The organism is Modestobacter sp. VKM Ac-2985 (assembly GCF_026967925.1).
Taxonomy (GTDB): Bacteria; Actinomycetota; Actinomycetes; order Mycobacteriales; family Geodermatophilaceae; genus Modestobacter.
On the sequence record NZ_JAPVBI010000001.1, the window covers coordinates 222,113 to 246,326 of the forward strand.

Sequence of the window (24,214 nt, forward strand, 5' to 3'; positions counted from 1 at the left end):
GAGTGCGACCCGATGGAAGAGGAGCGCTCGTGACCACCGTGAGCTCGGCGAGCCCGGCGCTCACCGGCAACGACCCGGCCAACCGGCTGTTCGGTCCGCTGCCCGACGTGAGCGGCGAGGCCGGTTACGAGGAGGACCACCCGGCGCGGGTGGGCTTCTTCACCGACACCTCGGTGTGCATCGGCTGCAAGGCGTGCGAGGTCGCCTGCAAGGAGTGGAACACGCTCCCGATGGACGACGCGGACGGCAACCGCGACGCCATGGCGCTGACCGGGATGTCCTACGACAACACCGGCATGCTCGGTGCCAACTCCTGGCGGCACGTGGCGTTCGTCGAGCAGAGCCGCGCCGTCGACCTGCCGATGCCCGGGATCGGGCTGCCGGGAGCAGGTGCGCAGGGTGCTGCCGCACCCGCCGCCGGGTGCGGCAGTGGCGGCGGGGGCTGCGGGAGTGGCTCGGGCGACCCGCACGCCACCTCGGCCGGCGGCAACGCCGACGGGGTGGGGATGGCCCAGTCCAGCGTGCTCAACGCCGAGGCGCTCAGCGAGTTCGACCCGCAGACCGGTCAGTCGGCCGACCGGGAGATCCGCTGGCTGATGTCCTCCGACGTCTGCAAGCACTGCACCCACGCCGGCTGCCTGGACGTCTGCCCGACCGGGGCGCTGTTCCGCACCGAGTTCGGCACCGTGGTCGTGCAGGGCGACATCTGCAACGGCTGCGGCTACTGCGTGCCGGCCTGCCCCTACGGCGTCATCGACCAGCGCAAGGAGGACGGCCGGGTCTTCAAGTGCACGATGTGCTACGACCGGCTGACCGACGGGCTGCAGCCGGCCTGCGCCACCGCGTGCCCGACCCAGTCGATCCAGTTCGGCGACCTCGATGAGCTCCAGGCCCGGGCCGACGCCCGGCTGGCCACGCTCAAGGAGCAGGGCGTCGAGACCGCCCGGCTCTACGGGCGCGACGAGGACGACGGCGTCGGCGGCGCGGGGGCCTTCTTCCTGCTGCTCGACGAGCCGGAGGTCTACGGGCTCCCGCCGGACCCGATCGTCACCACCCGGGACCTGCCGTCGATGTGGAAGCACGCCGTCGGCGGGGCGGCCATGGTCGTCGGCTTCGCACTCTCCGCCGTGCTCGGCTCGAGGCGCTCCCGATGACCGACGTCCGTGGGCAGAAATGGCCATTTCTGCCGCCATCAGAGGGGCTGTTCCTGTGACCGAGGGACTGGCGACGCCGGGCGCGGGCTGGCGGCGGGCCGACGGCCCGCCGGCGCAGGCGCGGGAGAAGAAGCGGCGCAAGGGCGGCCGCCGCGGTGGCGGCCGGGACGGCGACCCGACCGTCGACGAGGCCGAGTTCACCTCGTACTACGGCCGGCCGATCATCAAGCCGCCGGTGTGGAAGACCCCGGACGTGCCGCTCTACCTGTTCCTGGGTGGTGCGGCGGGCACCTCGGCGGTGCTCGGCGCGATCGCCGACGTCACCGGTCGCCCGGCGCTGACCCGCGCCGCGCACTACACCGCCGGTGGCGGGGCGTTGGCCTCGGTCGTCTGGCTGATCCACGACCTCGGCCGGCCGGCGCGCTTCCTGCACATGCTGCGGGTGATCAAGCCGACGTCGCCGCTGTCGGTGGGCTCCTACATCCTGGCGCCGTTCAGCGCGCTCACCGCGGCGACTGCGGGGCTCCAGCTGCTGGAGGCCTTCCCGAAGCTGCAGGTGCTCGGGCTGACGCGGATCGCCGGCTGGTTCCCCGGGCTGCGGAAGACCGTGGGCGGCGTCTCGGCGGTCTTCGGTGGCCCGATGACCACCTACACGGCGGTGCTGCTGGCCAACACCGCGGTGCCGTCGTGGCACGAGCCGTACAAGGAGCTGCCGTTCGTCTTCGCCGGCTCCGGGATGGCCGCCGGCGGGGGCATCTGCATGGCGTTCACCCCGGTCGCCGAGGCGGGGCCGGCCCGGAAGATGGCGGTCGCCGGCGCGGCGGTCGAGCTGGTCGCGATGCACAAGGTCGAGCACGACCACGGCATCGTCGGTGAGCCGTACCAGCTGGGCAAGGCCGGGACGATGATGAAGGCCGCGAAGGCCTGCACCGCCACCGGCGCCGGGCTCACCGTGGTGGCCGGCCGCACCCGGGTCGGTGCCGCGGTGTCCGGGGCACTGCTGGCGGCCGGTTCGCTGCTGACCCGGTTCGGCGTCTTCGAGGCCGGCATGGCCAGTGCCCGCGACCCGAAGTACACCGTCGTGCCGCAGCGGGCCCGGATGGCCGCCCGCGAGGAGCAGAAGCGCCAGGACGAGGCCAGCACCATCACCCGCTGAGCACGGCGACGACAGCAGCCCACCGACCCGGCACCCCAGGAGGGTGACCGGGCGGTGTGGTCTCGTGCCCCGGTTCGAGCCGGCTGGCGCGGCTGCGCGGTCGGCGTCCTCGGGTGTTCAGGACCGGTCGCTGTGCAGGACCTCGTCGACCGAGCGGCGCGGGGAGCGAGCGACCCGCAGGCCCTCCCGTGGGTGACCGGCGGCGATCATGGTGATCACGTCCAGGTGGTCCGGGATGCCGGCGGCCGCCCGCAGTCGGCGCGACTGGGCGTTGGCGACGGACCAGTTGAGCATGCAGGAGGCGACACCCTGGGCGTGCAGGGCCCACACCAGGGACATCGCGTAGAGGCCGCCGTCGATCCAGCGCTGGTTGCGCTCGCCTGCGCCGGCGAACAGCTGCGCGTCGACCGTCACGACGATCAGGCACGGGATCTGGTCACGGAAGCCGGCGTTGCCGTTCTGCAGCTCGGCCAGCCGGGCGATGTCCGCAGGCTCGGAGAAGCTCCACAGCCCCCAGGCCTGGCGGTTGCACACGGAGGGGGAGGACAGGGCCAGGTCAGCGGCACGGCGGACGAGCGCCATGTCCAGCGGCTCGTCGGCGAAGTCGCGGACGCTGACCCGGCTGCGGAAGAAGGCCTCGACCTCCGCGTCGCCGAGCGGGGCCCAGGCGACGGGGAACTTGGTGGGCCCGCCGTCTGTGTGCCGGGTGTGTTCGTGCCACTGGTGGAGGCCGGCGAGGGCGCTGCTGGCGTGGGAGACCACGGCCGGGTCGTGGTCGGGCAGCTGCTGGTAGCGGGCCAGGTCGCGGTCGAGCCGGGCAGCGGGGGCGGCGCCGAAGTTCTCCCGCGGAGAGCGCAGCGCGAGGCCCTTCTCGATCCGGTGGTAGTCCTTGGTGATCTGCGCCTCGATCTGCCGGGTCTGCGCCGACAGCGCACTGCGGCTGTCGGTCGCGGCGGAGTACCGGATGTGCCGGCGGCCATCGGCGATCGTCTCCCGCCAGATGGCCGCACGGTCGAGCGCGTGCCGCACGTTCAGCCGGAGGCGGGCGCCGGCCAGCCGGCGGAGTCCCTGGTCCTCAGTGCCCATGTCGTCTCCGATGGGTCGTTCACCGGTTCGGCTCACACAGGGCCTCATCGCCGAGCTCGGCGGAGTGGTCCGCCGAGGGAGTCGGTCTGCAGGTGGCCCGGCACGCGGGCACCGTGGTTCGCATCCAGCTGGACCAGGCTCGCCGGACCTGTCGTGCAGGCTCGGGCACAGGCGCGGCGAGGCAGGCCGTGGTGTCAGGCCCGACTCCGCCGGCGGGCCCGCCCCGGCTGATGATGTCGGACTTCTCCAGTCCTGTCACCCATGCTGCAGGGCACATCCGTCGCACCCGTGGGCCGAGCCGTCGTGGCGGGGGACGGTGCTCACTGGTGCCGCCCTGGACGGCAGCGCCGCGGTCACCTGCGTGCTGCTGGATCCGCTCGCGGCCCCGTCCGCTCGCCTGTCAGGGGACGGCGATCGAGTCCGTCGGAGGTGCGGAGGGCTCCGCGGAGGCCGTGTCCCCGGTCGGTCCGGGCGTCGGCCCCGCGCCGGTCGGCGTCGGTTCCGTGGGCTCTGCCGGATCGGTGGGCGCGGGCTCCGGGTCGGTCGTCGGGCTCGGCGTCGGCTCCGGGGTGGGCTCCGGGGTCGGCGTGGGCGTCGGGGTCGGTTCCGGGTCGGGGGTCGGCTCCGGGGTGGGCGCGGGTTCCGGGTCGGGGGTCGGCTCCGGGGTGGGCGCGGGCTCCGGGTCGGGAGTCGGCTCCGGGGTGGGCTCCGGGGTCGGCGTGGGCGTCGGGGTGGGCTCCGGGTCGGGGGTCGGCTCCGGGTCGGTCGGGCTGGGCGTCGGGGTGGGGCGCGACACCGTGGGGTCGGCCGGGTCGGCGGGGTCCGTCGGCGTCGGCACGGTGGTGCGGGTGCCCCCGCCGGACCCGGCGTCGTCCGCCGGCGGCTCGTCGTCGGTCACGGCGGGAGGCGGCACGGTCGACGGCTCGCTGGTCGTGGCGCCCGGCGAGGTCGCGGGTGGGGTGTCGGTCCGGCCCGGCTCGTCCGTGACCGTGCCGGGTCGACTGTCCGTGGCGGGCTCCGGCGACTGGTCGCGGGTGTCCGTCTGCACGGGATCGGCCGGGGACCCCTCCCAGCCGGGGATGGTGACAGGGGTGGCGAGCCCGGAGATCGCAGCACCCTGGTTGATGGCCTCCCAGGTGGCCGGGACCTGGTCGGGATTGGCGGCCAGTTGGGCGGAGAGCGGGTCGCTGAACCCGAGGCTGCTGCTGGAGCGGGCCAGGACCGGTGCGAGCGCGATGGCCGACAGTGCGGTGAGGGCGAGCAGGCGCTGCGGACCGCGGCCCCGCAGACCCGGCCGATGGGCCCCTCCCCGGGTCCATGCCGACCCGGTGCGGCGTGCTGCACCGGTCGGCGCTCCGCCCGCGCCGAGGCGCCGGAACGGTCGGTGGGACTCCGCCGGGTCGGCGACGGTGGCGTACCGCCGCGCTCCTGTGGCGAGGAGGGCACGGTCGGCGGTCCGTCGGGGCGCGCAGCACGCGCCCGCCGCGGCGCCGGTCACGCGGGGGAGGGACGACCGGCTCGACGTGCCGGGCCGGCGGCGCGGGACGAGCCGTGCCTGCAGGGAGATCCGGTGGACCGGCCCGCGGACGAGGCGGGCCGTGCCGGCTGCGGTCGTCAGGCGGTGGCGGGTGGTGACGGCACCCGGCCGGCCGGCCGGCGGACGCGAGGCGGGCCTGCGGCGCAGCCTCCGGAGACGGCCACCGGAGCGGGGAGCGTGCGCGGCGGGGGGCAGCTCGTAGCAGCGGTCCGGTGGCACGTTCGCGACGACGACGTGGAAGACGGCAGCGGCCAGGAGGCCCAGCACGGGCCAGGCGACCAGCAGCCACCACCACGCCACGGAGTTCCCCCGTCTCGGCCGCTCTGCCCACGCGGCAGGGTCTCGATGCCAAGGTTCGCCCGGTCGGGCCTCCCCGTCAATCGGGCGTCTCACCTGGTGAGGGATCCGCAGGTGGAGCTGCCCCGTGCCGCCGGGACACGGCGGCACGGGGCAGGTCTGGAGGTGGCGCCGCGGGGCCCGCGTCCACCGCGCCGCTGCGGTGGACGCGCGGCGTCAGCGGCGGCTGCCGCGGTAGCGGATGACCCGGCCGCCGCCGATGCTGCGCGCGGCGGTCAGGCAGAGGGTGGCTCGGCGGTGCACCTCGCTGGGCGAGGTGTCCGGCCCGAGTTCGGCGATGCCGGCGCAGGCGGTGATGCCGGGGAGGTCGGCGCCGGTGACGACCTCGAGCAGCCGGTCGGCCGCGGTCTCGGCGTCCTGCTCGGCCGCACCCAGCAGCACGGCGAACTCCGACGGCCCGGAGCGGGCCAGCCAGTCGTCGCCGCGGACGTTCCCCGACAACGCCGCAGCCACCCGGTCGAGCTGGCCGCCCGGCAGCGGCCAGCCGGTGTCCCGCCGGAGCAGGCCGACCAGCACGAGCGTCACCGGGGAGAGGCCGGGCGCTGCCGCATGGTCGGCCATCCGGCCGAGCAGGGTGGCTCGGGTGGGCAGCAGGGTGACGGCGGCGGTGGCCGGGAGGTCGGGCGGTGACTCGACCTCGTCGGCGACCGGGGTTGCGGCGATCGGCATGGCGGGGATGTCGTCGTCCTGGAGGCTCGGGTTGAGGCCAGCGACCGCCAGGCTGCCCCGTTGGAGGGAGCGGTCGCTGCTCGCCGGTCCGGTCGACCCGGCAATGGCTCAGGGGGCGACGAGGGAGCCGTCCCCCTCGGTGACGGCGCTGGCGGCTGCGCCCGCCGCCGAGGAGGGCGCGGTGGCGGTCCCGCTCGGTGCCGGACCGGAGGGCAGCGGCGCGACCGCCGTCTCCAGCGCGCCCGAGGACGACGACGGGGTCGGGCTGGGCTGCGGCGAGGACGGCGGCGGGTCAGGGGTCGGGGCGACCTCGCGCGACTGCTCGTCGGCCGTCGGGGCGTCCGAGGTCTCCGGGGCGCTGGTCCCGGGGGTGCTGACACCGGTCGGCGTCGCACCGACGGGCACGGGTGCTGCCGGGCCGGGCCCGGCCGGCGTCGGCTCCGTCGGTGCGGCCTCGACCTCGGTCCCGGCCTCGGCCGGCTGACCGGCCGACGGGCTGTCCGCGGGGGAGCCAGGCGCGGGACCGGTGGTCGGGGCACCGGCGGTGCCGGGTGCGGAGCGGTCCGCCCGGGCGGTCGGGCCGGCCGGTGGTGGGCGCTCGGGCAGCGCCGTCTCCGGGGCGGGACGGCCCGCGGCGGGGGAGGCGCGGGTCGGGCTGGGCGATGCGGCGCCGGTCAGCGCTGCCCGCGTGTCCTCGGCCTGGTCGGGGTGGGCGGCGATCTCGGCGGCGACGGCGTCGTGCAGGCCCAGGGTGCTGGTGGACCGGGCGAGCACCGGGGTCGCGGTGATGAGCAGCAGGGTCGCGCCGGCGAGCACCCGCTGCGGGGTGCGACTGCGGCGGCGGCGGCGCGCGTCCGGGTGCGAGCTCGGCGCCTCGTCCGCCGCGTGGCGTCGTCGCACGGGCAGCGGCGGAGAGGTCGGGAGCGGGGGCAAGGACGGCTGCGCGAGGACCCCGCGGTGTCGGCCGGTCTCGGCAGGGGCCGAGGGTGCCTGGACCTGGCGGTGGCGGCCCGACGTCTCTGGGCCAGGTCGATCGGTGTGCACGGTCCTGCGTTCCCCTCTCGCGCCGGCCAGGAGCCGACGACGGGAAGGTAGTTGTCGTAGCAGCGTGTGCCTAGATGACTACGGCGTGTCGGTGTCGACACGCTGTATCGCTCATCCCGGGTCTCGAGTCGAACCCGCGATGAGCGTGCGCTGACGATGGGCACGAGACGCGCTGGACCCCGTGGCCGCGGACGCTCCGGCCGGGACGGCTGCAGAGGCGCCAAGGCCCTGTGCCTGGTCGGGAACTGGGTCCCCTTGTGTGGCGGAGACCGCCGCGTGACCCATTTCACGTGCAAGTGCACAGGTGAACGGGAGATGCCATGCGGGGGTGTTGATTGCAGTGAGTATTGGCTAGATGACTAGGCGTACCCGATGAATGATCTGGCGACGCGGATTGGTCGGACGCCAATTCTCTCGGGGTGCCGCGTTCACGACAGTTTCGTTACGGTCACCTCTGCCGGTCGGACAGCGCAGTCATCGGTCCGTCTCAGACATGGCTACCAGGTCACGCCCCCTCCACGGCGTAGGCCGCCCGGGGGTGCACTGCATGAGCATGATCGACGAGCGCAACAGCGCCGTCCGTACTCGACGCCGCTCGGCGTCGAAGCACCGGTCGCAGGACCCCCGGCGCCGGACGTTCGCACTGTCCCGGCTGCGCGGTGAGGGCACCCTGGCCCGCCGGGCCTGGCGGGCCGAGTACGTGCAGCGCATCGCGATCGGCGACACGGTCGCAGCCGGGCTCGCCGCGGGTGTCGGCTACCTGACCCGGTTCGGGCCCGAGGGGATGGCCTTCAACTCGCAGCCCTCACTCTGGATGGCTGCGATCCTCCCGGTGGCCTGGGTGGGCCTCATGCTCGTCAGCCGCAGCTACGAGGAGCGCTTCCTCTGGGTGGGCCCGGAGGAGTTCCGCCGGGTCTTCTCCGCCGCGATCCTGCTGCTGGCCCTCGTCGGCACGGTCTCCTGGGCCTTCAAGCTCGAGCTCGCCCGGGGCTTCATCGTGGTCGCCCTGCCCCTGGCCACCGGCCTGTCGCTGCTGCAGCGCTACGCGCAGCGGCAGTGGCTGCACCGCCGTCGCGGTGAAGGGCGTTTCCTGCAGACGGCGATCATCGTCGGTCACCGCAGCGGGGTCACCGCGCTGCACGCGCAGATCGACCGCGAGGCCTATCACGGCTACCGGGTGATCGGCTGCTGCCTCCCGGCTGCCCCGCAGGGCGAGTCCCCGGAGGCCTTCGACGGACTGCCGGTGCTCGGCACCCTCGAGGAGGTGGTCGACGTCGTCCATGCGTACGAGGTCGACACCGTCGCGGTGCTGCCCTCCCCGGAGCTGGACGGGCCGGCCCTGCGCCGGCTGGGCTGGGACCTGGAGAAGACCCGCGCCGAGCTGTTGCTGGCTCCTGCGGTCACCGAGATCGCCGGCCCTCGGGTGCGCATCCGTCCGGTGTGCGGGCTGCCGCTGCTGCACGTGGAGCGCCCCGAGCTGCGCGGCGTCCGTCGGCTCACCAAGGAGTCCTTCGACCGGGTCTCCGCCACGCTGGGGATCCTGGTCATCCTGCCGGTGCTCCTCACCCTGGCCCTGGCCGTCGGGCTCACCAGCCGCGGCGGGGTCTTCTACCGGCAGGAGCGCGTCGGCCGGGACGGGCAGACCTTCGGGATGCTGAAGTTCCGCACCATGGTCTCCGGCGCCGACCGGATGGTGCCCGACCTGGCCGCGCAGAGCGACGGCAACGGCGTGCTGTTCAAGATGAAGGGCGATCCGCGGGTCACCCCGGTCGGCCGGGTGCTGCGCCGCTACTCCCTGGACGAGCTGCCGCAGCTGCTCAACGTGCTGCGCGGTGAGATGTCCCTGGTCGGCCCCCGCCCGCCGCTGCCCACCGAGGTCGAGCGCTACGGCTTCGACATGCACCGCCGCTTCCTGGTCAAGCCCGGGATCACCGGGCTGTGGCAGGTCAGCGGACGCTCCGACCTCTCCTGGGACGACTCGGTGCGCATCGACGTCCGGTACGTGGAGAACTGGTCGCTGGCCTTCGACTTCATGATCCTGTGGAAGACCGTGGGTGCCGTCTTCCGCGGCTCCGGCGCCTACTGACGCAACCGGCGGGCGCTCGTCGCCTCTGCCACGGGACCACCCCTGCCGCTCCGGCCTGGCCGGAGCGGCAGGCTCGCGTCCACCGCCGCGTTGCGGGCTCGCGTCCACCGCCCGCGCCGCAGGCCAGGGCGCCCGCCGCCGTCGAGTGCCCGCACCGGCCGAGCGTGCACTGATGACAGCGACCCTCTCGGGCGGTCGCCCGAGAGGGTCGTTGAGGTCGGTGGCGTCCGGTCAGGACGCCGCTAGATGATCAGCAGCCCGGCGTCCTCGGCCTGGATGACGGCCTCGATGAGCTTGCGCGGCGACTTGTACGTCCCGAAGGGGAGCAGGTGCGTGGCGTACCCGTCGAGCATCCGCTCGAGATGGACCCCGTGCCGGCCGTTGATCACGGCGTGGGCGCTCTTCCCGACCTTCTGGATCACGACCGCGCGCCCCCGGGCCGAGAAGCGTTCCTCGCCTGCGGCGGCAGCGGTCGGCATGTCGTCGAACGGCGGGATGCCGGTCACGGCCACCGCCGTGCCGACCGCGGCCACGGAGGCCCCCACCATGAACTGTCTGCGGTCCATGAGCCCGGTCCTCCTAGACGTAGCGGTAGGTGAGTCGGTTGATGTCCAGGACGTCGGCCGGCGTCCGCGGCACGACCAGGCCCTGCATCGTGTCGTTGAGGTTGTGGCCCGTCGGGCCACCGGACACCGGCTGGTAGTTGGTGATGCCGCGCATCCCCTGCCAGACCCACCAGAGCCGGTCCACGTTGCAGTGGGTCAGCCAGAAGACCGGGTCGTTCGGCGAGGTGCCGGCGAGCATGTCGCCGCCCACCCACCGGTGCACCAGGTTGTGCATGCGGGGGCCTCCGGACCAGCCCTCCATCCGGTTGCGGAACGTCGCGACGCTGGCGTCCCAGGGGGACCGGTCGTAGGTGGAGTAGCGGTCGATGGCGTCGGTGACCTGTGACGGGGGCGGCAGCCCGCGTGAGCCGCGGGGGTCGCGGCCGAGGAGCCGGATCAGGCCAGGAGTGGGACGCGGGACGACGGCGCCGGTGCTGTTGTTCACGATGAGCGCCACCCAGTGCGCGAACGGGCCGTTGAGCACCCGGTTGCCCCGGGCCGGGTCGCCGTCGCCGCCGATGCCCCCGGCGGTCCACAGCCGCGAGCGTCGCGGGTCGCCGCCGTTGAGGCGTGCCTCGTCCTGCCACCGCCAGTAGGGCATGCCCTCGATCGACGGGTCGACGGCCTGCAGGGCGTTCTCCATGTCGAGCAGGGTCGCCCGGTGCCACGGGAGGAAGGCGGGTGCGCGATGGGCCGCGTTGCGGGTGGAGCCCGCGGGCGTCGCGATGCTCATCGCCTCGACGTGCTTGCGGATGAAGTGGTCGTAGGTGCCGTTCGCCTTCAGCACGTTGAACGCGGAGGTGAGTCGCTGCACCTCACCTGCGGACAAGCTCAGGATGTTCCGTCTCGTCCCTGTCATCAGGAACACGCCCTTTCCACGGTGCCTCGCACGAGATCCTGAGTCGTCGACCGATCCCTGGTCTCGGGTGTCGGCCGGACTCGCTGACGAGACGGTGGCCCGAATGGCGACGAAGGGCGTGGTGCGAGCATGCGCGCCCCTTCGACAACGGTTGACGGCAACACAGCAGAGTGCAATTCGACCGCCATTGATCCGCACGGGGAGTGCGAACTGGGTGGTCGACCACTCGTCAAGTCGTCGACACCATAGCCACACATGTACGTGCTAAGGACGAGGGCCGGCGTGCACTTCTTTCCGTGATCACGGAGTCACGATGCGCATTTCCCGCTGTCACTCAATGCGCACATCGGATGACGCATTGGTGGTGCGTCGCCGGGCCCGGGCCCGTCTCCGGGGGCCGGCAGACTCAGTCGGTCTGCGTGGTGCCCGGGCCGGACGGACGGCGGTCGGCGAGCGCGGCGAGCCACAGGTCCTCGACCCGGGGGAACACCGCCTCGGCGCTGAAGCGCTCCTCGAACGCCTGCAGGGCCGACGCGGCCAGCTGCGACCGGCGCTCCGGGTCGCTGAGGACCGACTGCAGGGCGGCCCGGAACGCCTCGGCGTCCCCGGGCGGGACGACGATGCCGTGCTCGTCTGCGAGCACCGCGGCGATGCCCCCCACGTCGGTGGAGATCACGCAGTTGCCACGGGCCATGGCCTCCAGGATGAACATCGGCATGGCCTCGTCCCGGGAGGGCAGCACCGCGATGCGGGAGCGGTCCAGCAGCGCCATGAGCTCCTCGTGCGCCAGCGAGCCGGCCATCGTGAGCCCGCCGATGCCCGGACGCACGAGGTCGGCGTCCTGGACCGGCCCGGCCACGACGAGCTGCCAGCCCGGGGCGTCGATCCGGGACCACGCCTCCTGCAGGACGTCGATCCCCTTGCGGTGCGACACGACGCCGCCGAAGACCACCAGGTCCTCCTTGGCCGTGGGCGCGCTGGAGGGGATCGCGTTGGGGATCAGCACCACCCGCTCGGCCGGCACGAAGCGGGCCGCCACCTCCGAGGACTCGGTCGACAGGCTGATCACCCGGTCCGCGCCGCGCAGCGCCCAGCCGGTCAGCCGCGGGTGTGCGGCGGCGAAGGCGGCGAAGGAGCTGCCGTGCAGGTGCGCCACCGTGGCGATCCCGCGCGCGTGCGCCACCCGCATCAGCGCACCCTCGCGGAGGAACGAGCCGCGCTCGGACACGTGTGCCACCACGACCGAGGTCCGCCGGGGCAGCCGCAGCACCCGGGCCAGCGCGCCGGTCGCCTTCACCAGGGCCGCCCGCACGTCGTGCGGGTTCCCCCGGGAGGTGATCACCGCGACGTCGACCCGCGGGAACGGCCAGGCCAGGTAGCCGTTCATGACCTGCGTCATCCCGCCGGGGATGTCGCCCACGCGGCCCAGGTGGTGCACCGTCGGTCGGGACGTCACCACGGTCAGCTCGCGACCGGCTCGGTGGTGGCCGGAGGGGCCGGGGGACGCCCGGACAGCACCTGCCGGATGTCGTCCCGGTGCCCGCGCAGCCGCCGGCGCGCGTCCAGGAGGGCGCCGAACAGCTCGGCCCGCCGTCCGGCGAGGGCCTCCAACCGGGCCACCAGCTCGTCGGCGGAGGCGATCGCCGCCGACACGGTCACCCCCGAGATGCCGATGGTGGTGAAGTGCCGGTCCACCTTGTCGGAGCTCTCGACCGGTGAGCCGACCGGCACCGCGCCCTCGGTGAAGGCGGCGATGACCACGTGCAGCCGGTCCGACAGGACGATCGCGGTGCGGCAGTAGAGCTCGCGCAGTCGGCGCTCCTGCTCGTCGTGGCCGGTGGGGCCGACCCAACCGAGCACCTGGCCGCCCAGGTCCGCCGCCAGCCGGCGGGTGCGTTCCTCGTCCGTCCACACCTGCGTGACGGCCCAGATCTCCAGCTCGTGCGCGGCGGCGTACGCCCGGACGCCGTCCAGCCAGGCCTGGCTGGGGTAGGGGCGAGCCGGGTCCTCGCCCCGCATGGAGACGACGAGCGCGTTCCGCTCGGGAGCGGGGGAGGCGAACCTCGCGACGGCGGCGTCGTCGGCCCCCTCGCCGAAGGCCAGGTCGGGCATCACCGCGCCGGTGCCCATGTACCGGCCGGTCGCGTCGTCGCGCCACAGCGTCCGGTCCGACAGTGCGATCGACGGGCGCATCAGGGCGCGGGGCACGGCCGCGTAGTTGCGCGTGCCGACCCCGGCCCGCACCGCCGCGCCGCCGCGCAGCTTCAGCGCCACCAGGAGGGGCAGCAGGGAGAGGTGCTCCTTCATGCCCACGAGGGTCAGCTGGATCTCCCCGGGCTTGAAGACGTAGGCCGCCTCGCCGCGCACGGCCGAGGCCAGCGCCACCCGGTACCAGGTCCGCAGCGACCGGTAGACGTGGTCTCCCGGCCGCAGCCCGAGGCCCTCGTCGTAGCCGGCGGGGGAGCCGCCCACGTAGACGTGCAGCTCGCCCACGGGCCGCACCCAGTCGAGGAGCTGACGGCGCAGGATGATGTCTCCCACGTTCTCGTACTGGCCGCGGCCGATCGCGAACACCTTCGTCATGCGGGCGCCTTTCGGGACGGTGGCGGCGGGGGCGGTGGCGTCGACGGCACCTCGGGACTCGCAGGTCCGCGGGTCACCTCGACGGCACCCTGGGACGCGCCGGTCCGGCGGCTCACGGAGCCGCAGAACCGTAACGCACCGTGCACGGCCGGGGCGCTCACCGGTCGGCGACGGCCAGCAGCCGGCGGTAGGCGGGGAGGGACACCTTGGCCGACACCGCCAGCGCCAGCCGCTTGGCGTCCCGCCGCCGGGCCAGCAGCACCAGCTCCCGGACGCCGAGCCGGCCGCGCAGCCGGCGCAGGTGCTCGGCGCTCTGCTCCGGGCTGTAGGACCCCAGGACGGCGTCCTTGATCCCGGAGAGGGTGAGGTACCGGGTCACGAAGTACCGGTACTCGGCCGTGTCCGTCGTCCCGGGGCCGACCTGCCGGGCGGCGGACTCGACCGCGGCGCCGATGAGCTCGAGGGACTCGGCCCGCTGCGACCGGCTGGTGATGATCGAGGCGCTGCGCACCCGGTACTCGTAGACGGTCACCGGCAGGAAGCCCACCCGGCGGGCGCCGGCCACCGCCTGGGCGACCATGGCGAGGTCGGACTGCACCCGGGCGGGGGTGAAGTCGATGCTGTCCAGCAGCTCCCGGCGGAACAGCTTGTTCCACAGGTGCCCGGTGATCCGGCCGGCCAGGAAGAGGCGGAACGCCTCCCGGCCCGGGACGGGCGGGCCGGTCGGCGGCTCGGTGCTGGTCGGTGCCTTGCCCGACGCGAAGGTGGCGCGCGCGCCGGCGACCACCAGGTCGGTGTCGGGGGAGGCGAGTGCGGCGGCCAGGAGCTGCGCAGCGGCGTCGGGCGGCCAGCTGTCGTCGGAGTCGACGAACCAGACCCAGTCCGCGGTCGCCTCCCGCACCCCGCGCTCCCGCGCCCGCGCGACCCCGCCGTTCTCCGGCAGGGGGACGAACCGGACCCGGGGGTCCCGGTCGGCCGCGGCCCGGGCGATCGCCCGCGACCGGTCGGTGGAGCCGTCGTCGACGACGACCAGCTCGACGTCCACACCCTCCTGGCCCAGCACCCGGTCGATCGAGTCGGCGAGGTGGGCCTCGTCGTCGTAGACGGGCAGGACGACGCTGATCAGCACGTTTCCTCCGGGAGGTCAGGCGTAGGCAGGGTAGCCGTAGCTGATCAGCTCCGCGTCCTCCCATGGGCGGGCGTACCGGCGCACGAAGCGTTCGGGGTAGGGGAGGGAGAACGGGTGGTCGCCCTCGACCGTCTGCGGGACGCCGCGGGTCACCGAGGTCACCAGCCCCACGTGGTGCGGCCGGTTGACCTCACCGCGGGAGTAGAAGACCAGTGCACCGGGCTCCGGGTCCGGGCCCACCCGGCCGGCGCGCTGCAGCTCCGCGTGCAGGGTCACCGGGTCGGCCGTCGTCGGCAGCCCGACGTCGCGCAGCAGCCAGCTGACGTAGATGGCGCTCCACGGCTCGGAGGTCTCACCGAACCAGGCGCGCCACGGGCTGCCGAGCAGCCGGCGACCGGCGGTCTGGTCGGCCTCGGCCAGCACTGCGTCCAGGGAGCCGGGCACCAGCACCGACGGGGCCGGCGCTGTCGTCTCCGGGGCCGGCGCCGTCACCGGCGGGGCCTCCGGCTGCCCCGGCCGGTTGATCCCCGCCACGACGGCCGCACCTCCGGCGAGGACGGCGCCGCCCGCGAGCAGGAAGGCGCGACGGCTGACCGGCCGACCGCCCCGGGCCCGGCCGTGCCGACCGTCGGGGCCGGTCGGCGGGTCGCCGTGCAGGGACGGGCCGTGCGGGTCGATCACGCCGGCACCCCGTTCCGGTAGGAGCCCGGGTCGGCTTCGGAGACGGTGCGGGCGATCCGGTGGCCGGTGTGCCACAGGGTCACCCGGTCGAAGCGGCCGGCCACCCGGTAGAGCTGCATGTCGGTCCGGTGGTCCGCGGAGTCGGGCCGGAGCAGCACCCGGGGCACCTGGAGCCGGCCGTCGGCGAGGTGCATCGGGCGGACCGCCGTGGACTCGCCCTGGTTGACGTGGCACTCCACCCAGCCGGACCGGATGGACGACGACGCCCGGATCCGGAAGACCACGTCGGTCCACTGCCCGCGGCGGTAGGGCAGGGAGAGGAAGGGGACCGGGTCGCCGGGGTTCAGCTCGTTGCCCCGCACGCTGAACTCGTCGATCGGGTCGTCGGGGGTGCGGCGCTCGGTGTGCAGCACGAAAGGGGAGCCCTGCTCGTAGGGCGGGCCGTAGAACTGGAAGACCGCGATGTAGCCGGAGGCGTCGCCACCGGGGGCGAGGACGCCGTCCCGGGGGTGCACGGACGGGAAGTCCGCCGGCGGCAGGAAGGCGAACCCGACGCAGAACTCGTCACCCTCGCGGATGTTGGACACGCTGGAGGACTGGAACCGCACCGTGGTCGAGGTCGGCTGGTCGCGGTCGCCCCGCGCGCTGTCCGGCACGGAGACCCGGACGGCCCGCCGCGCCGGCCCGAGCACCGGGTCGGGCTCGACGGAGGCGTACTCGGCCCCGATGACGGCGGTGTTGCTGGCCAGCCACTGCTCGGTCGAACCGCTGTAGTCCGCCGCCCAGGCCAGCTCCTCCCGCCATCCGCCGGCGGACTCCGCACGCGCGGAGCTGCGGTCGTTGGCGGTGACGACGGCGACGTACGGCGCCTCGACCCGGATGCCGTCCACGACCGCCGAGGCGGTGATCCAGAAGAGCGCGTCGGCCGGTGCACGGACGTCGGGGTCGACCAGCTTGCGGGTGGTGTCCCAGCGGACGGCGTACGTCCGGTCGCCCACGGACTCGGCCTGCCGGGTCCCGAACCCGGGGTCCCCGATGGCGACCGTGACAGTGCTCACCCGGCTGCCGCCGCGCACCTGGACCCGCACCTCGACCGTGCCCCGCACCCGGGCTCCCGGAGCAGGGCTCAGGATGGCGATCGACGCCATGCTCCTCCTCGGGGACGGGCGCGGGACGGTGCCACGACGGGCGGCAGGCCAGGGATTTGGCCTTCGTCCAGGGTACGTGCCGGAACGGCTGTGCCGGCCGCTCACGAGCAGGGGCCCGCCGGACAGGGGCCTGTTGTCGGGTCGCGGCGTCCCCCGTACGGGTGACCCCCGGACGGGCTCGACCGCAGGTCGGCCCTGGCATCTGTGGTCTCCGGGGGATAGCTTGCGTCTACACCCGTTCCGGTCCTGCGGCTCGGTGCCGACCAAACGTCCCGGTTCTCATGGAGGGCCCAGCCCGTGTCCCGAGTCCACCCGGACGTCCCCGCGTCCGACCTGCCCGCCGTCCGCGGCCCGCTGGCCAGCCGGCGCAGCGTCCTGCTGGGTGCCGCTGCCGGGCTCGCCGGTGTGGCCGTCGGTGTCGGCCCCGCCCAGGCCGCCCCGGTCTACACGCCGATCCCGAAGCTGCCCGGTGAGGTCTCCCGCAGCGACACCCGGACCACCCGGATCGGGAAGAAGCAGTACGAGGCGATCGAGGTCGTCTGGGGCAAGGACCGGGCCCGGCTCTACGTGCCGTGGGCGACCCCGCCGAAGGCACCGAAGCCCGGCGGCGTGGCCTGGCTGTACCACTCGAACGGCAGCACGCACACCGCGCTCGACGGCGCCTACGCCTACCCCGCCATGATGCTCGTCGACCGAGGCATGGTGTGCGTCTGCCCCAACTTCGGTGGCAGCACCTGGACGACGCAGACCGCCCTCACCCACCAGGTCAACTGGGACAAGTACATCAGCGGCGTCTTCAACGTCGGTGTCGCCTTCGCCCGGGCCAACTCCGGTGGCGGCTCGCTGATGACCTACGCCTACGCGAAGAACATGGTCCGCGGGATGCGCGGGATCTACCTCGCGAACGCGAGCTACGACATGGAGGACCTGTACGCGCGGGACCCCGGCCGGATCGGTCCCCCCTACGGGAACGACCCGGCGCTCGTCGCGGCCACGAACCCCGCCCGCATGCCGCAGAGCGCCTGGGCCGGCAAGCGGGTCAAGACCGTGGTGTCCCTCGTGGACCCGCTCCTGCCGCCCGACCGGCACGGCCTCGCGCTGGCCGCTCTCGCCCAGCCCGTCGCGGCCGACGTCCGCATCCAGTACCACGACCAGGGGCACACCGTGCCGGGTTGGACGCACTCCGACATGGTCTCCACCTTCTCCTCCTGGCTGTGAGCGCCGGTCCCCGGCCTGATGTCCGCTGCACCGAACCCGGTCCGCCGTCCCGCGATCGGCGCCACCCGTGACCGCGCGAGGAACGTCGTGCGTCGGGCCGGACCGTGGCGTGCCTGGCACCGGGTCCGGCGAGTCGTGATCGGCCGCCGGCCCACGCGTCCGGCGGTCGAGCGGAGCGACCCCGACCGGCGCCTGGTGGTGCTGCACTCCCTGCGTGAGCCGGACGGCACCACGCAGTACGCCGACCAGATGGTCGAGGGCGCAGCCCCGGACGTCGACATCCGCTTCTTCGACTGGCAGACGGGGCTGTTCGGCCGGTACGACGTGCTCCACGTGCACTGGCCCGAGCTGCTCATCCGGGACAGCCGGCGGCCGTGGCGGCGCTTCGCGAAGCGCCGTCTGCTGGAGCTGCTGCTCCTGCGGCTGCGGCTGCGGCGGATCCCGCTGGTGTGGACGGCCCACAACCTCAACCCGCACGAGCAGGGCAGCCGGTCCGACCACCGGTCGCTGGGCCGGTTCTACCGGCACGTCGACCTGGTGATCCGGCTCAACCCGGCCAGTCAGGTCACCGCCGGGCGCGAGACGGTGACGATCCCGCACGGCCACTACCGGCAGCCCTTCTCCCGGTACCCGCAGCCCGAGGCGGAGCCGGGGCGGGTCCTGTACTTCGGCATCATCCGGCCGTACAAGGGCGTCGACCTCCTCATCGCGGCCTTCCGCGGCATCACCGGAGACGACCTCCGGTTGCGGATCGTGGGCAACCCGCACCGGGGCCAGGCCGAGCTGGTGCACGACGCGTGCCAGGGCGACCCCCGCATCGACACCCTGCTCCGCCTGGTGAGCGACGAGGAGCTGGTCGAGGAGATCCGCCGCTCGCAGCTGGTGGTGCTGCCCTACCGGGGGAGCATGCACAACTCCGGGTCCCTCTTCGCGGCGCTGTCCCTCGGTCGCCCGGTGCTCGTCCCGGAGTCGCCCACCAACGCGTCGCTGGCCGAGGAGGTGGGTCCCGGGTGGATCCTGCAGTACCCCGGTGAGCTGACCCCGGAGGTGCTCGAAACGGCCATCGCCTCGACGGCCTCCCGGCCGAGCGAGGAACCGCGGCTCGACGACCGGGACTGGGCGCGGATCGGGCTCCACCACCGCGACGCCTACCGCCGCGCCCGAGCGCTCAGCGGGCGAGGGTGACCGCCGACCCCCAGGCGAGCAGGGCCCGTCAGCCAGGGCTGGCCGCGGCAGCCTCCCGGGGCGCCGCCGTCACCCTGGGCGGCCAGGGGCTCCGCGTGTTGGTCCAGCTCCTGGGCATCGTCGTCCTCGCCCGGCTGCTCGAACCGGAGGACTACGGGCTCGTCGCGATCGTGGCCCTGATCGTCGGCTTCGGCGAGCTGTTCCGGGACTTCGGTCTCTCCTCGGCCGCGGTCCAGGCCACCACCCTCTCCGACGGGCAGCGGGACAACCTCTTCTGGCTCAACACCGGCATCGGCGCGGTCCTGGCCGGGCTGGTCTGCGCCCTCTCGCCGCTGATCGCGATCGCCTTCGACGACGACCGGCTCACGCTCGTCACCATCGCCATGTCGGCCATGTTCCTGCTGAACGGGGTGTCCACCCAGTACCGGGCGATGCACTCCCGGCACCTGCGGTTCGGCAAGCTGGCGCTGTCGGAGATCGGCGGGCAGGTCGCCGGGGTGACCGTCGGCATCGTGCTCGCCGTCCTCGGGGCCGGCTACTGGGCGCTGGTGGCCCAGCAGCTCACCCAGGGGCTGGTCGCCCAGGTGTTCCTGGTGGCCACCAACCGGTGGCTGCCGGGCTGGGTGGACCGGCGCGCGTCCGTCCGGCCGTTCCTCGGGTACGGCCTGCCGCTGCTCGGCACGCACCTGCTCAACTACCTGGGCCGGAACGTGGACGTCGTGGTGCTGGGCGCCCGCTTGGGGGTGGCGCCCGTGGGCATCTACAACCGCGCCGCCCAGCTGGTCACGATGCCGCTGCTGCAGGTCCAGGCGCCGTCCACCCGGGTGGCCCTGCCGATCCTCTCCCGGCTCCAGGACGACAAGAAGCGGTTCGCCGAGTTCATCAGCTTCGGCCAGGTCGCGCTGCTGACCCTCATCGGCGGCCTGTTCGCCGCGCTGTTCGCCCAGGCCCCGTCCGTGGTGCTCGTGATGCTCGGGTCGCAGTGGACGGAGGCGGTGCCGGTCTTCCGGGTGCTGCTCGTCGCCGGGTTCTTCCAGGCCGCCACCTACGCCACCTCATGGGTCTTCCTCGCCAAGGGGCTGACACGGTCGCAGTTCGTCTACGCGCTGGCGACCCGGCCCGTGCTCGCCGGCCTCATCGTGGTCGGCTCCCTCTGGGGGCTGCAGGGCGTGGCGATGGGCTACGCGGTCGGGACGGCGCTGGTGTGGCCGGTGGCGCTGCTCTGGATCGCACGCATCTCCGACGCCCCCGCCGGCCGGATGTTCCGCAACGGGCTCCGCACCGGGCTGGTGTTCAGTGCCGCCTCGGCGCTCTCCTGGCTGTCCACGGTCGCGCTGCCGGCCGACGCGCACGCGCTGCGCCTGGTCGTCGGGGTCGCCGCCGTGGTCGCCGCGGCCGGTCTCACCGCGTTGGTCTGGCCGACGTTCCGCCGCGACCTGCGCGACATCGCCGGGGTACGACGGTACTTCCGGCGCGGGCAGCGTCGTCCGGCCGACCGGACGGCGGACGACGCCGCGGAGCCGGTGACCGCGCCGGCCGCCCAGACCGCCGACCCGGCCGCCCTCTCCTCCACCGGCGCGGCGGCCACCGACCCGATCACGACACCGAAGGCGGGCTTCGACCGATGAGCAAGGCCATGCAGCGCGCACAGCGGATCTGGCGACGCACGGTGGTGGGGTCGGGGCTGCCCGGCCTCGTCGACCGCACGATCATCCGCTCCCGGGTGCGCGCCGAACCGGGCGAGCGGGCCGGGCACCTGCTCCTCGCCGCCCCCGGCGGCGGGAACGTGGGTGACCAGGCGATGCTCGAGGCGGTGCTGGAGAACACCGCCGGACCGGTGACCCTGGTCGTCCCCGACCGCGCCGCGGTGCAGCTGCCCGCGGAGTTCCGGGAGCGCGTGGAGGTCCTGGAGATCCCGCACCTGGTCTACGGGACCGGGGCCGACCACCGGGCGTCGGTGGCGTCGTTCGGCCGTGCGCTCGCCGGTGCGGCCCACCTGTCCGTCCTGGGGGCGGACGTGATGGACGGCCGGTACTCGCTGCCGGCGTCGGTGCGCCGGTCCACCCTGGCCCGGGCCGCGGCTCGCGCCGGGGTCGAGACCCGGGTCATCGGGTTCAGCTGGAGCGACCGCGCCCGGGTCGCGGCGCGGCGGTCGCTGGCTGCCGCGGCTCGCGACGGGGTGCGCCTCCTGCTGCGCGACCCGATCTCCGCCGGGCGTGCCCGGCGGGACGGGATCGCCCCGGTCGAGGAGGTCGCCGACGTCGTCTTCGCCGCCCGGAGTGTCGACGGCTCAGCGGCCGACCAGCTGCTGCAGCACGTCACCAAGCCGGTCGCGCTGGTCAACGTCAGCGGGCTGCTGGCCGACCGGATGGACCAGACCGAGGAGTACGTCCGGATCGTGGCGGCGCTGCGGGAGCGGGGCCTGCACGTGCTGGTCCTCCCGCACGTCGACCGGGCGCAGGCCGGCGACATGGCGGCCTGCGCCGCCCTGCTGGCGCGGGTGGGGGAGCTGGCCGACGTGAGCGGTGTGCCGTCGATCCTGAGCCCCGCGCAGGTCCGTGGGCTCACCGCGCGGGCGAGCATCGCGGTGACCGGGCGCATGCACCTGGCGGTCATGTCGTTCCTGAACGGCGTCCCGGCGATCACGCTGGCGTCCCAGGGCAAGGTCGAGGGCCTCATGCAGCTGTTCGGGACGCCCGAGCTGCGCATCGACGCAGCCCCCGGCTTCGCGGCGGAGGTGGTCGAGGTGGTCGACCGGGTCCTCCCGGCGGACTCGGCTGCCCGCGAGTCGATCCGGCAGGCACTGCCGGGGGTCGTGGCGATGGCGCGGCGCAACACGGCCGACCTGTCGGCGCCCGTCACCACCGGGCAGGCGTAGATGGCCGGCAGGATGCGTGGCGCGCTCGCCAGCTCGGTGGCCGGCAGCCCGGTCTGGGCCCCCCGTACCCGGGCGCGACTGCTCCGGGCGCTGGGCGTCCGGGTGCACGGCAGTGCGCGCGTCTACCCGTGGATCCGGTTCATCGGCGGCGTCGACCACCTGGAGATCGGTCGGGGGGCGTTCGTCAACGTCAACGCCACGATCGGTGCCAACGCCCGCATCGTCATCGGCGACCGGGTCCACCTCGGCCCCGGGGTCAGCCTGCTGCCCAGCTCGCACGAGGTGGGGGCGCGGGAGCAGCGCGCCGGGGCGTCGACCAGCGCCCCGATCACGATCGGGGCCGGCGCGTGGCTCGGCGCGGGGGTCACCGTCCTGGGCGGGGTGACCATCGGCGAGGGCTGTGTCATCGCCGCCGGCTCCCTGGTCAGCTCCGACACCCAGCCCGACGGCGTCTACGGTGGGGTGCCGGCGCGGTTGATCCGCCGACTGGGTCCGTCGGGATCCGAGCCGGCATCGTCCCGGGCGGAGTCGACGCCCTCCACGGGAGAGTGAACATCGTCCTCCCAGTCCGCCGGGTGATCACGATCCCCGTACCGTCGGAGCACCGGCTGTTAGGGTCCGCCCGGATGACAGGCGGGACACCTCGGCAGCACATGACCGGACGCGGTCGGGCGACGGACCGGGCCGCAGGGAGAACGGAACCTCGATGAGCGCCCACAGTGCGGCCCCCACGACGGGGCGGTTCGCGTGGCTCGAGCCCGTCAAGGGCCTGGCCATCTTCATGGTCATCGCCTACCACGTGACCCTGTACCTGAAGACGGCGGACGTGGACGCCGTGCTCGGCCGGGCCAAGGCAGTCTTCGAGCTCTTCCCGATGCCGGCGTTCTTCCTGATCGCCGGCATCTTCGCCGGCCGGCACGGGGCCACGAAGTTCCGCGCACTGTGGAAGCGGCGGCTGCTGCCGCTGCTGTACCTCTACGTCGTGTGGTCGGTCATCCGGACCGTCTTCTACTTCGTCGTCCCCGGGCTCAACGGCGAGCTCGGCGAGATCCCGGCGACCGACCCGCTGGCGTTGCCGCTGATCCTCTTCTGGCCGAGCAGCAGCTACTGGTTCCTCTACGCCCTCTTCCTCTTCACCCTCGGCCGCTGGCTGATCGCCCGTGCACCGGTCTGGGCACAGCTGGCCGGCTCCGGGCTGGTCTCCACCCTCTTCACCAGCGGTCTGATCGACGCGCAGAACATCGGCTGGAACCGGGTCGGGGCGCTCTTCTTCTTCTTCGTGCTGGGCGCGGTGTTCTCCCGGGAGATCCGGGACCTCGTCGCCCAGGCGCGGCCGGTGCACCTCGGGATCGCGTTCGCCGCCCTCGTCGTGTCCACCGCGCTGATCGTGCTGGGCTTCCGCTGGGTGCCGCTGGTGGTGCTCGTCGGGCAGCTCTCCGCCGTCGCCGTCGGCATCCTGATCGTCCGGCACCTGGTCCGGCTGCCGGGCTTCGGCATCTTCACCTCGATGGGCCAGGCCAGCCTGAAGCTGTACCTGCTGCACCTCTACGTCATCGTCGTGGCGACCGCGCTGATCGGGCTGCTGGAGCCCGCCTGGCCGCGGTGGCTCGACGTCATCGTGCAGGTGGCGCTGGTGATCGTCACCGTCGTCGCGTCGTTCGGGCTCGCCCGGCTCACCAGCCGGGTGCGCTGGCTGTACGCCCCACCAGCCTTCCTCCGCGGCCCACGCCGTCGCGGTGCACGGCAGGACCCCACCCCCAACGACCCCGAGGCGGCGGTCAGCCCGCAGCGCGACCTGACGCCCCGGCCCACCGAGACGAGGGAATGACGATGCCCCGGGAACTGCCCGAGCTCCGCCCGGGTGCCGAGCGGCGGCTCGTGCTGGCTGCCTCCACCGGCGGTCATCTCGCCCAGCTGGTGCGGCTGGCCCCGGGGCTCGGCGCGTCGGCCGACTCGCTCTGGATCACCTTCGACACCGCCCAGAGCCAGTCGCTCCTGGCGGGCCGGAACGTCCTGCACGTGCCCTACATCCGACCGCGGGAGGCGCTGCAGATCGCGCGGGCGTTCCGGTCGATCGTGCCGCGGCTGCGGTCGGAGCACTTCGACGCCGCGGTCAGCACCGGGTCGGCGCTGGCGCTGGCCGCGCTGCCCGCCGCGCACCTGGCGGGGATCCCGACCCTCTACATCGAGAGCGTCTCGCGGGTGAACGGCCCCTCCGTCAGCGGCCGGGTCCTGGCCGCGATGCGGTTCGCCCAGCTGCGGACGCAGCACCCGGGCTGGGCGGGCGGCCGCTGGGGCACCCACCCCAGCGTCTTCTCGGCGTACCGGACGGTGCCCCGGCCGGACCAGCCGGAGGGGCCGCCGCGGTTGTTCATCACCCTCGGCACGCTCCGCGGCTACCCGTTCCACGCGATCATCGACCGCATCCTCGAGTTCGGGCTGGCCGACGAGAACACGGTCTGGCAGCTCGGCGAGACGGAGCCCGCGACCGAGCTGCCGGGCCAGGTCCACCGTGAGGTGTCCGGCGCGGACTTCGACAGGTACGCGCGGGAGGCCGACGTGGTGATCACCCACGCCGGCGTGGGGAGCGTCCTCGGGTTGCTGGAGATGGGCATCTCGCCGATCGCGGTCGTCCGCCGCCGCTTCCGCGGCGAGCACGTCGACGACCACCAGCAGCAGCTGGCGTCGCTGATGACGAGCAGCGGCATCGGCATCGCCGTCGAGGTGGACGAGCTCTGCCCGGAGGTCGTCGCGGCTGCGGCACGCGTCCGGGTGGAGGTCGATCCCGGTGGGCCCGGCGGGACCGGGACGTCGCTGTCGGGCGCCGACCGGCCGTGAC

General features: G+C 74.0%; 21 protein-coding genes. 10 read left to right on the plus strand and 11 right to left on the minus strand.

Annotation, left to right across the window (positions count from 1 at the left end; genetic code table 11):
• The first annotated feature begins 29 nt into the window (after nt 1-29).
• Nucleotides 30-1,154 carry a 4Fe-4S dicluster domain-containing protein gene (locus O2V61_RS00965; protein ID WP_269181471.1) on the plus strand — a complete coding sequence of 375 codons (1,125 nt, stop codon included), beginning with the start codon at nt 30-32 and terminating at the stop codon, nt 1,152-1,154.
• 55 nt (nt 1,155-1,209) lie between these two features.
• Nucleotides 1,210-2,310 (plus strand): NrfD/PsrC family molybdoenzyme membrane anchor subunit, encoded by a 1,101-nt coding sequence (gene nrfD / locus O2V61_RS00970; protein ID WP_269181472.1) that lies wholly within the window; start codon nt 1,210-1,212, stop codon nt 2,308-2,310.
• Between the two features lie 117 nt (nt 2,311-2,427).
• On the opposite strand, the gene O2V61_RS00975 is transcribed toward nrfD, so the two are convergent.
• The 4 genes from O2V61_RS00975 to O2V61_RS00990 all read right to left on the minus strand — a co-directional run bounded on the left by O2V61_RS00975 (nt 2,428) and on the right by O2V61_RS00990 (nt 6,859).
• Nucleotides 2,428-3,396, minus strand: a complete 969-nt coding sequence (locus tag O2V61_RS00975; RefSeq protein ID WP_269181473.1) for a nitroreductase family protein — start codon at nt 3,394-3,396, stop codon at nt 2,428-2,430.
• 400 nt (nt 3,397-3,796) lie between these two features.
• On the minus strand, nt 3,797-5,233 hold the full coding sequence (locus tag O2V61_RS00980; protein WP_269181474.1) for a hypothetical protein: 1,437 nt from the start codon (nt 5,231-5,233) through the stop codon (nt 3,797-3,799).
• A 213-nt stretch (nt 5,234-5,446) separates the two neighbouring features.
• Nucleotides 5,447-5,959, minus strand: a complete 513-nt coding sequence (locus O2V61_RS00985) for a diguanylate cyclase domain-containing protein (protein WP_269181475.1) — start codon at nt 5,957-5,959, stop codon at nt 5,447-5,449.
• A gap of 108 nt (nt 5,960-6,067) precedes the next feature.
• Nucleotides 6,068-6,859, minus strand: a complete 792-nt coding sequence (locus tag O2V61_RS00990; protein ID WP_269181476.1) for a hypothetical protein — start codon at nt 6,857-6,859, stop codon at nt 6,068-6,070.
• A gap of 691 nt (nt 6,860-7,550) precedes the next feature.
• Between O2V61_RS00990 and O2V61_RS00995 the strand changes: the two genes are divergently transcribed.
• Nucleotides 7,551-9,089, plus strand: coding sequence for a sugar transferase (locus O2V61_RS00995; RefSeq protein WP_269181477.1), 1,539 nt, complete (start codon nt 7,551-7,553; stop codon nt 9,087-9,089).
• Nucleotides 9,090-9,331: 242 nt separating this feature from the next.
• On the opposite strand, the gene O2V61_RS01000 is transcribed toward O2V61_RS00995, so the two are convergent.
• From O2V61_RS01000 to O2V61_RS01030, 7 genes are all read right to left on the minus strand, one after another.
• Nucleotides 9,332-9,655 (minus strand): twin-arginine translocation signal domain-containing protein, encoded by a 324-nt coding sequence (locus O2V61_RS01000; protein WP_269181478.1) that lies wholly within the window; start codon nt 9,653-9,655, stop codon nt 9,332-9,334.
• 13 nt (nt 9,656-9,668) lie between these two features.
• Nucleotides 9,669-10,523 (minus strand): tyrosinase family protein, encoded by an 855-nt coding sequence (locus tag O2V61_RS01005; protein WP_269181479.1) that lies wholly within the window; start codon nt 10,521-10,523, stop codon nt 9,669-9,671.
• A 436-nt stretch (nt 10,524-10,959) separates the two neighbouring features.
• Nucleotides 10,960-12,009: a glycosyltransferase family 4 protein gene (locus O2V61_RS01010; RefSeq protein WP_269181480.1), complete on the minus strand. Its 1,050-nt coding sequence runs from the start codon at nt 12,007-12,009 to the stop codon at nt 10,960-10,962.
• A 5-nt stretch (nt 12,010-12,014) separates the two neighbouring features.
• Nucleotides 12,015-13,136, minus strand: a complete 1,122-nt coding sequence (locus tag O2V61_RS01015; RefSeq protein ID WP_269181481.1) for a hypothetical protein — start codon at nt 13,134-13,136, stop codon at nt 12,015-12,017.
• A 157-nt stretch (nt 13,137-13,293) separates the two neighbouring features.
• The gene (locus tag O2V61_RS01020; RefSeq protein ID WP_269181482.1) at nt 13,294-14,265 is read right to left on the minus strand and encodes a glycosyltransferase family 2 protein; all 972 of its coding nucleotides are present in this window, start codon (nt 14,263-14,265) and stop codon (nt 13,294-13,296) included.
• Between the two features lie 15 nt (nt 14,266-14,280).
• Nucleotides 14,281-14,946 carry a C40 family peptidase gene (locus O2V61_RS01025; protein WP_269181483.1) on the minus strand — a complete coding sequence of 222 codons (666 nt, stop codon included), beginning with the start codon at nt 14,944-14,946 and terminating at the stop codon, nt 14,281-14,283.
• Nucleotides 14,943-16,094 carry an Ig-like domain-containing protein gene (locus O2V61_RS01030; protein ID WP_269181484.1) on the minus strand — a complete coding sequence of 384 codons (1,152 nt, stop codon included), beginning with the start codon at nt 16,092-16,094 and terminating at the stop codon, nt 14,943-14,945. Before O2V61_RS01030 ends, O2V61_RS01025 begins: the two co-directional genes overlap by 4 nt.
• A gap of 297 nt (nt 16,095-16,391) precedes the next feature.
• On the opposite strand from O2V61_RS01030, the gene O2V61_RS01035 reads away from it, so the two are divergent.
• The 7 genes from O2V61_RS01035 to O2V61_RS01065 all read left to right on the plus strand — a co-directional run bounded on the left by O2V61_RS01035 (nt 16,392) and on the right by O2V61_RS01065 (nt 24,213).
• A complete protein-coding gene (locus tag O2V61_RS01035; RefSeq protein ID WP_269181485.1) occupies nt 16,392-17,312 on the plus strand; it encodes a hypothetical protein in 921 nt (306 codons plus the stop codon).
• An 18-nt stretch (nt 17,313-17,330) separates the two neighbouring features.
• The gene (locus tag O2V61_RS01040; RefSeq protein WP_269181486.1) at nt 17,331-18,497 is read left to right on the plus strand and encodes a glycosyltransferase; all 1,167 of its coding nucleotides are present in this window, start codon (nt 17,331-17,333) and stop codon (nt 18,495-18,497) included.
• Nucleotides 18,494-20,125 carry a lipopolysaccharide biosynthesis protein gene (locus tag O2V61_RS01045; protein WP_269181487.1) on the plus strand — a complete coding sequence of 544 codons (1,632 nt, stop codon included), beginning with the start codon at nt 18,494-18,496 and terminating at the stop codon, nt 20,123-20,125. The genes O2V61_RS01040 and O2V61_RS01045 overlap by 4 nt, the downstream gene beginning before the upstream one ends.
• Nucleotides 20,122-21,375: a polysaccharide pyruvyl transferase family protein gene (locus tag O2V61_RS01050; RefSeq protein ID WP_269181488.1), complete on the plus strand. Its 1,254-nt coding sequence runs from the start codon at nt 20,122-20,124 to the stop codon at nt 21,373-21,375. Before O2V61_RS01045 ends, O2V61_RS01050 begins: the two co-directional genes overlap by 4 nt.
• Complete coding sequence (locus O2V61_RS01055) at nt 21,376-21,927, plus strand: acyltransferase (RefSeq protein ID WP_269181489.1); 552 nt, start codon at nt 21,376-21,378, stop codon at nt 21,925-21,927.
• A 154-nt stretch (nt 21,928-22,081) separates the two neighbouring features.
• Nucleotides 22,082-23,203, plus strand: a complete 1,122-nt coding sequence (locus O2V61_RS01060) for an acyltransferase family protein (protein WP_269181490.1) — start codon at nt 22,082-22,084, stop codon at nt 23,201-23,203.
• A 2-nt stretch (nt 23,204-23,205) separates the two neighbouring features.
• Nucleotides 23,206-24,213 (plus strand): glycosyltransferase, encoded by a 1,008-nt coding sequence (locus tag O2V61_RS01065; protein WP_269181491.1) that lies wholly within the window; start codon nt 23,206-23,208, stop codon nt 24,211-24,213.
• Nucleotide 24,214 lies beyond the last annotated feature (1 nt).

Bases quoted from the DNA above. Each gene is read 5' to 3' on its own strand.
- O2V61_RS00975 (WP_269181473.1), bottom strand. From the start codon at position 3,396: ATGGGCACTGAGGACCAGGGACTCCGCCGGCTGGCCGGCGCCCGCCTC.
- O2V61_RS00985 (WP_269181475.1), bottom strand. From the start codon at position 5,959: ATGCCGATCGCCGCAACCCCGGTCGCCGACGAGGTCGAGTCACCGCCC.
- O2V61_RS00995 (WP_269181477.1), top strand. From the start codon at position 7,551: ATGAGCATGATCGACGAGCGCAACAGCGCCGTCCGTACTCGACGCCGC.
- O2V61_RS01000 (WP_269181478.1), bottom strand. From the start codon at position 9,655: ATGGACCGCAGACAGTTCATGGTGGGGGCCTCCGTGGCCGCGGTCGGC.
- O2V61_RS01015 (WP_269181481.1), bottom strand. From the start codon at position 13,136: ATGACGAAGGTGTTCGCGATCGGCCGCGGCCAGTACGAGAACGTGGGA.
- O2V61_RS01030 (WP_269181484.1), bottom strand. From the start codon at position 16,094: ATGGCGTCGATCGCCATCCTGAGCCCTGCTCCGGGAGCCCGGGTGCGG.
- O2V61_RS01040 (WP_269181486.1), top strand. From the start codon at position 17,331: ATGTCCGCTGCACCGAACCCGGTCCGCCGTCCCGCGATCGGCGCCACC.
- O2V61_RS01050 (WP_269181488.1), top strand. From the start codon at position 20,122: ATGAGCAAGGCCATGCAGCGCGCACAGCGGATCTGGCGACGCACGGTG.
- O2V61_RS01055 (WP_269181489.1), top strand. From the start codon at position 21,376: ATGGCCGGCAGGATGCGTGGCGCGCTCGCCAGCTCGGTGGCCGGCAGC.
- O2V61_RS01060 (WP_269181490.1), top strand. From the start codon at position 22,082: ATGAGCGCCCACAGTGCGGCCCCCACGACGGGGCGGTTCGCGTGGCTC.
- O2V61_RS01065 (WP_269181491.1), top strand. From the start codon at position 23,206: ATGCCCCGGGAACTGCCCGAGCTCCGCCCGGGTGCCGAGCGGCGGCTC.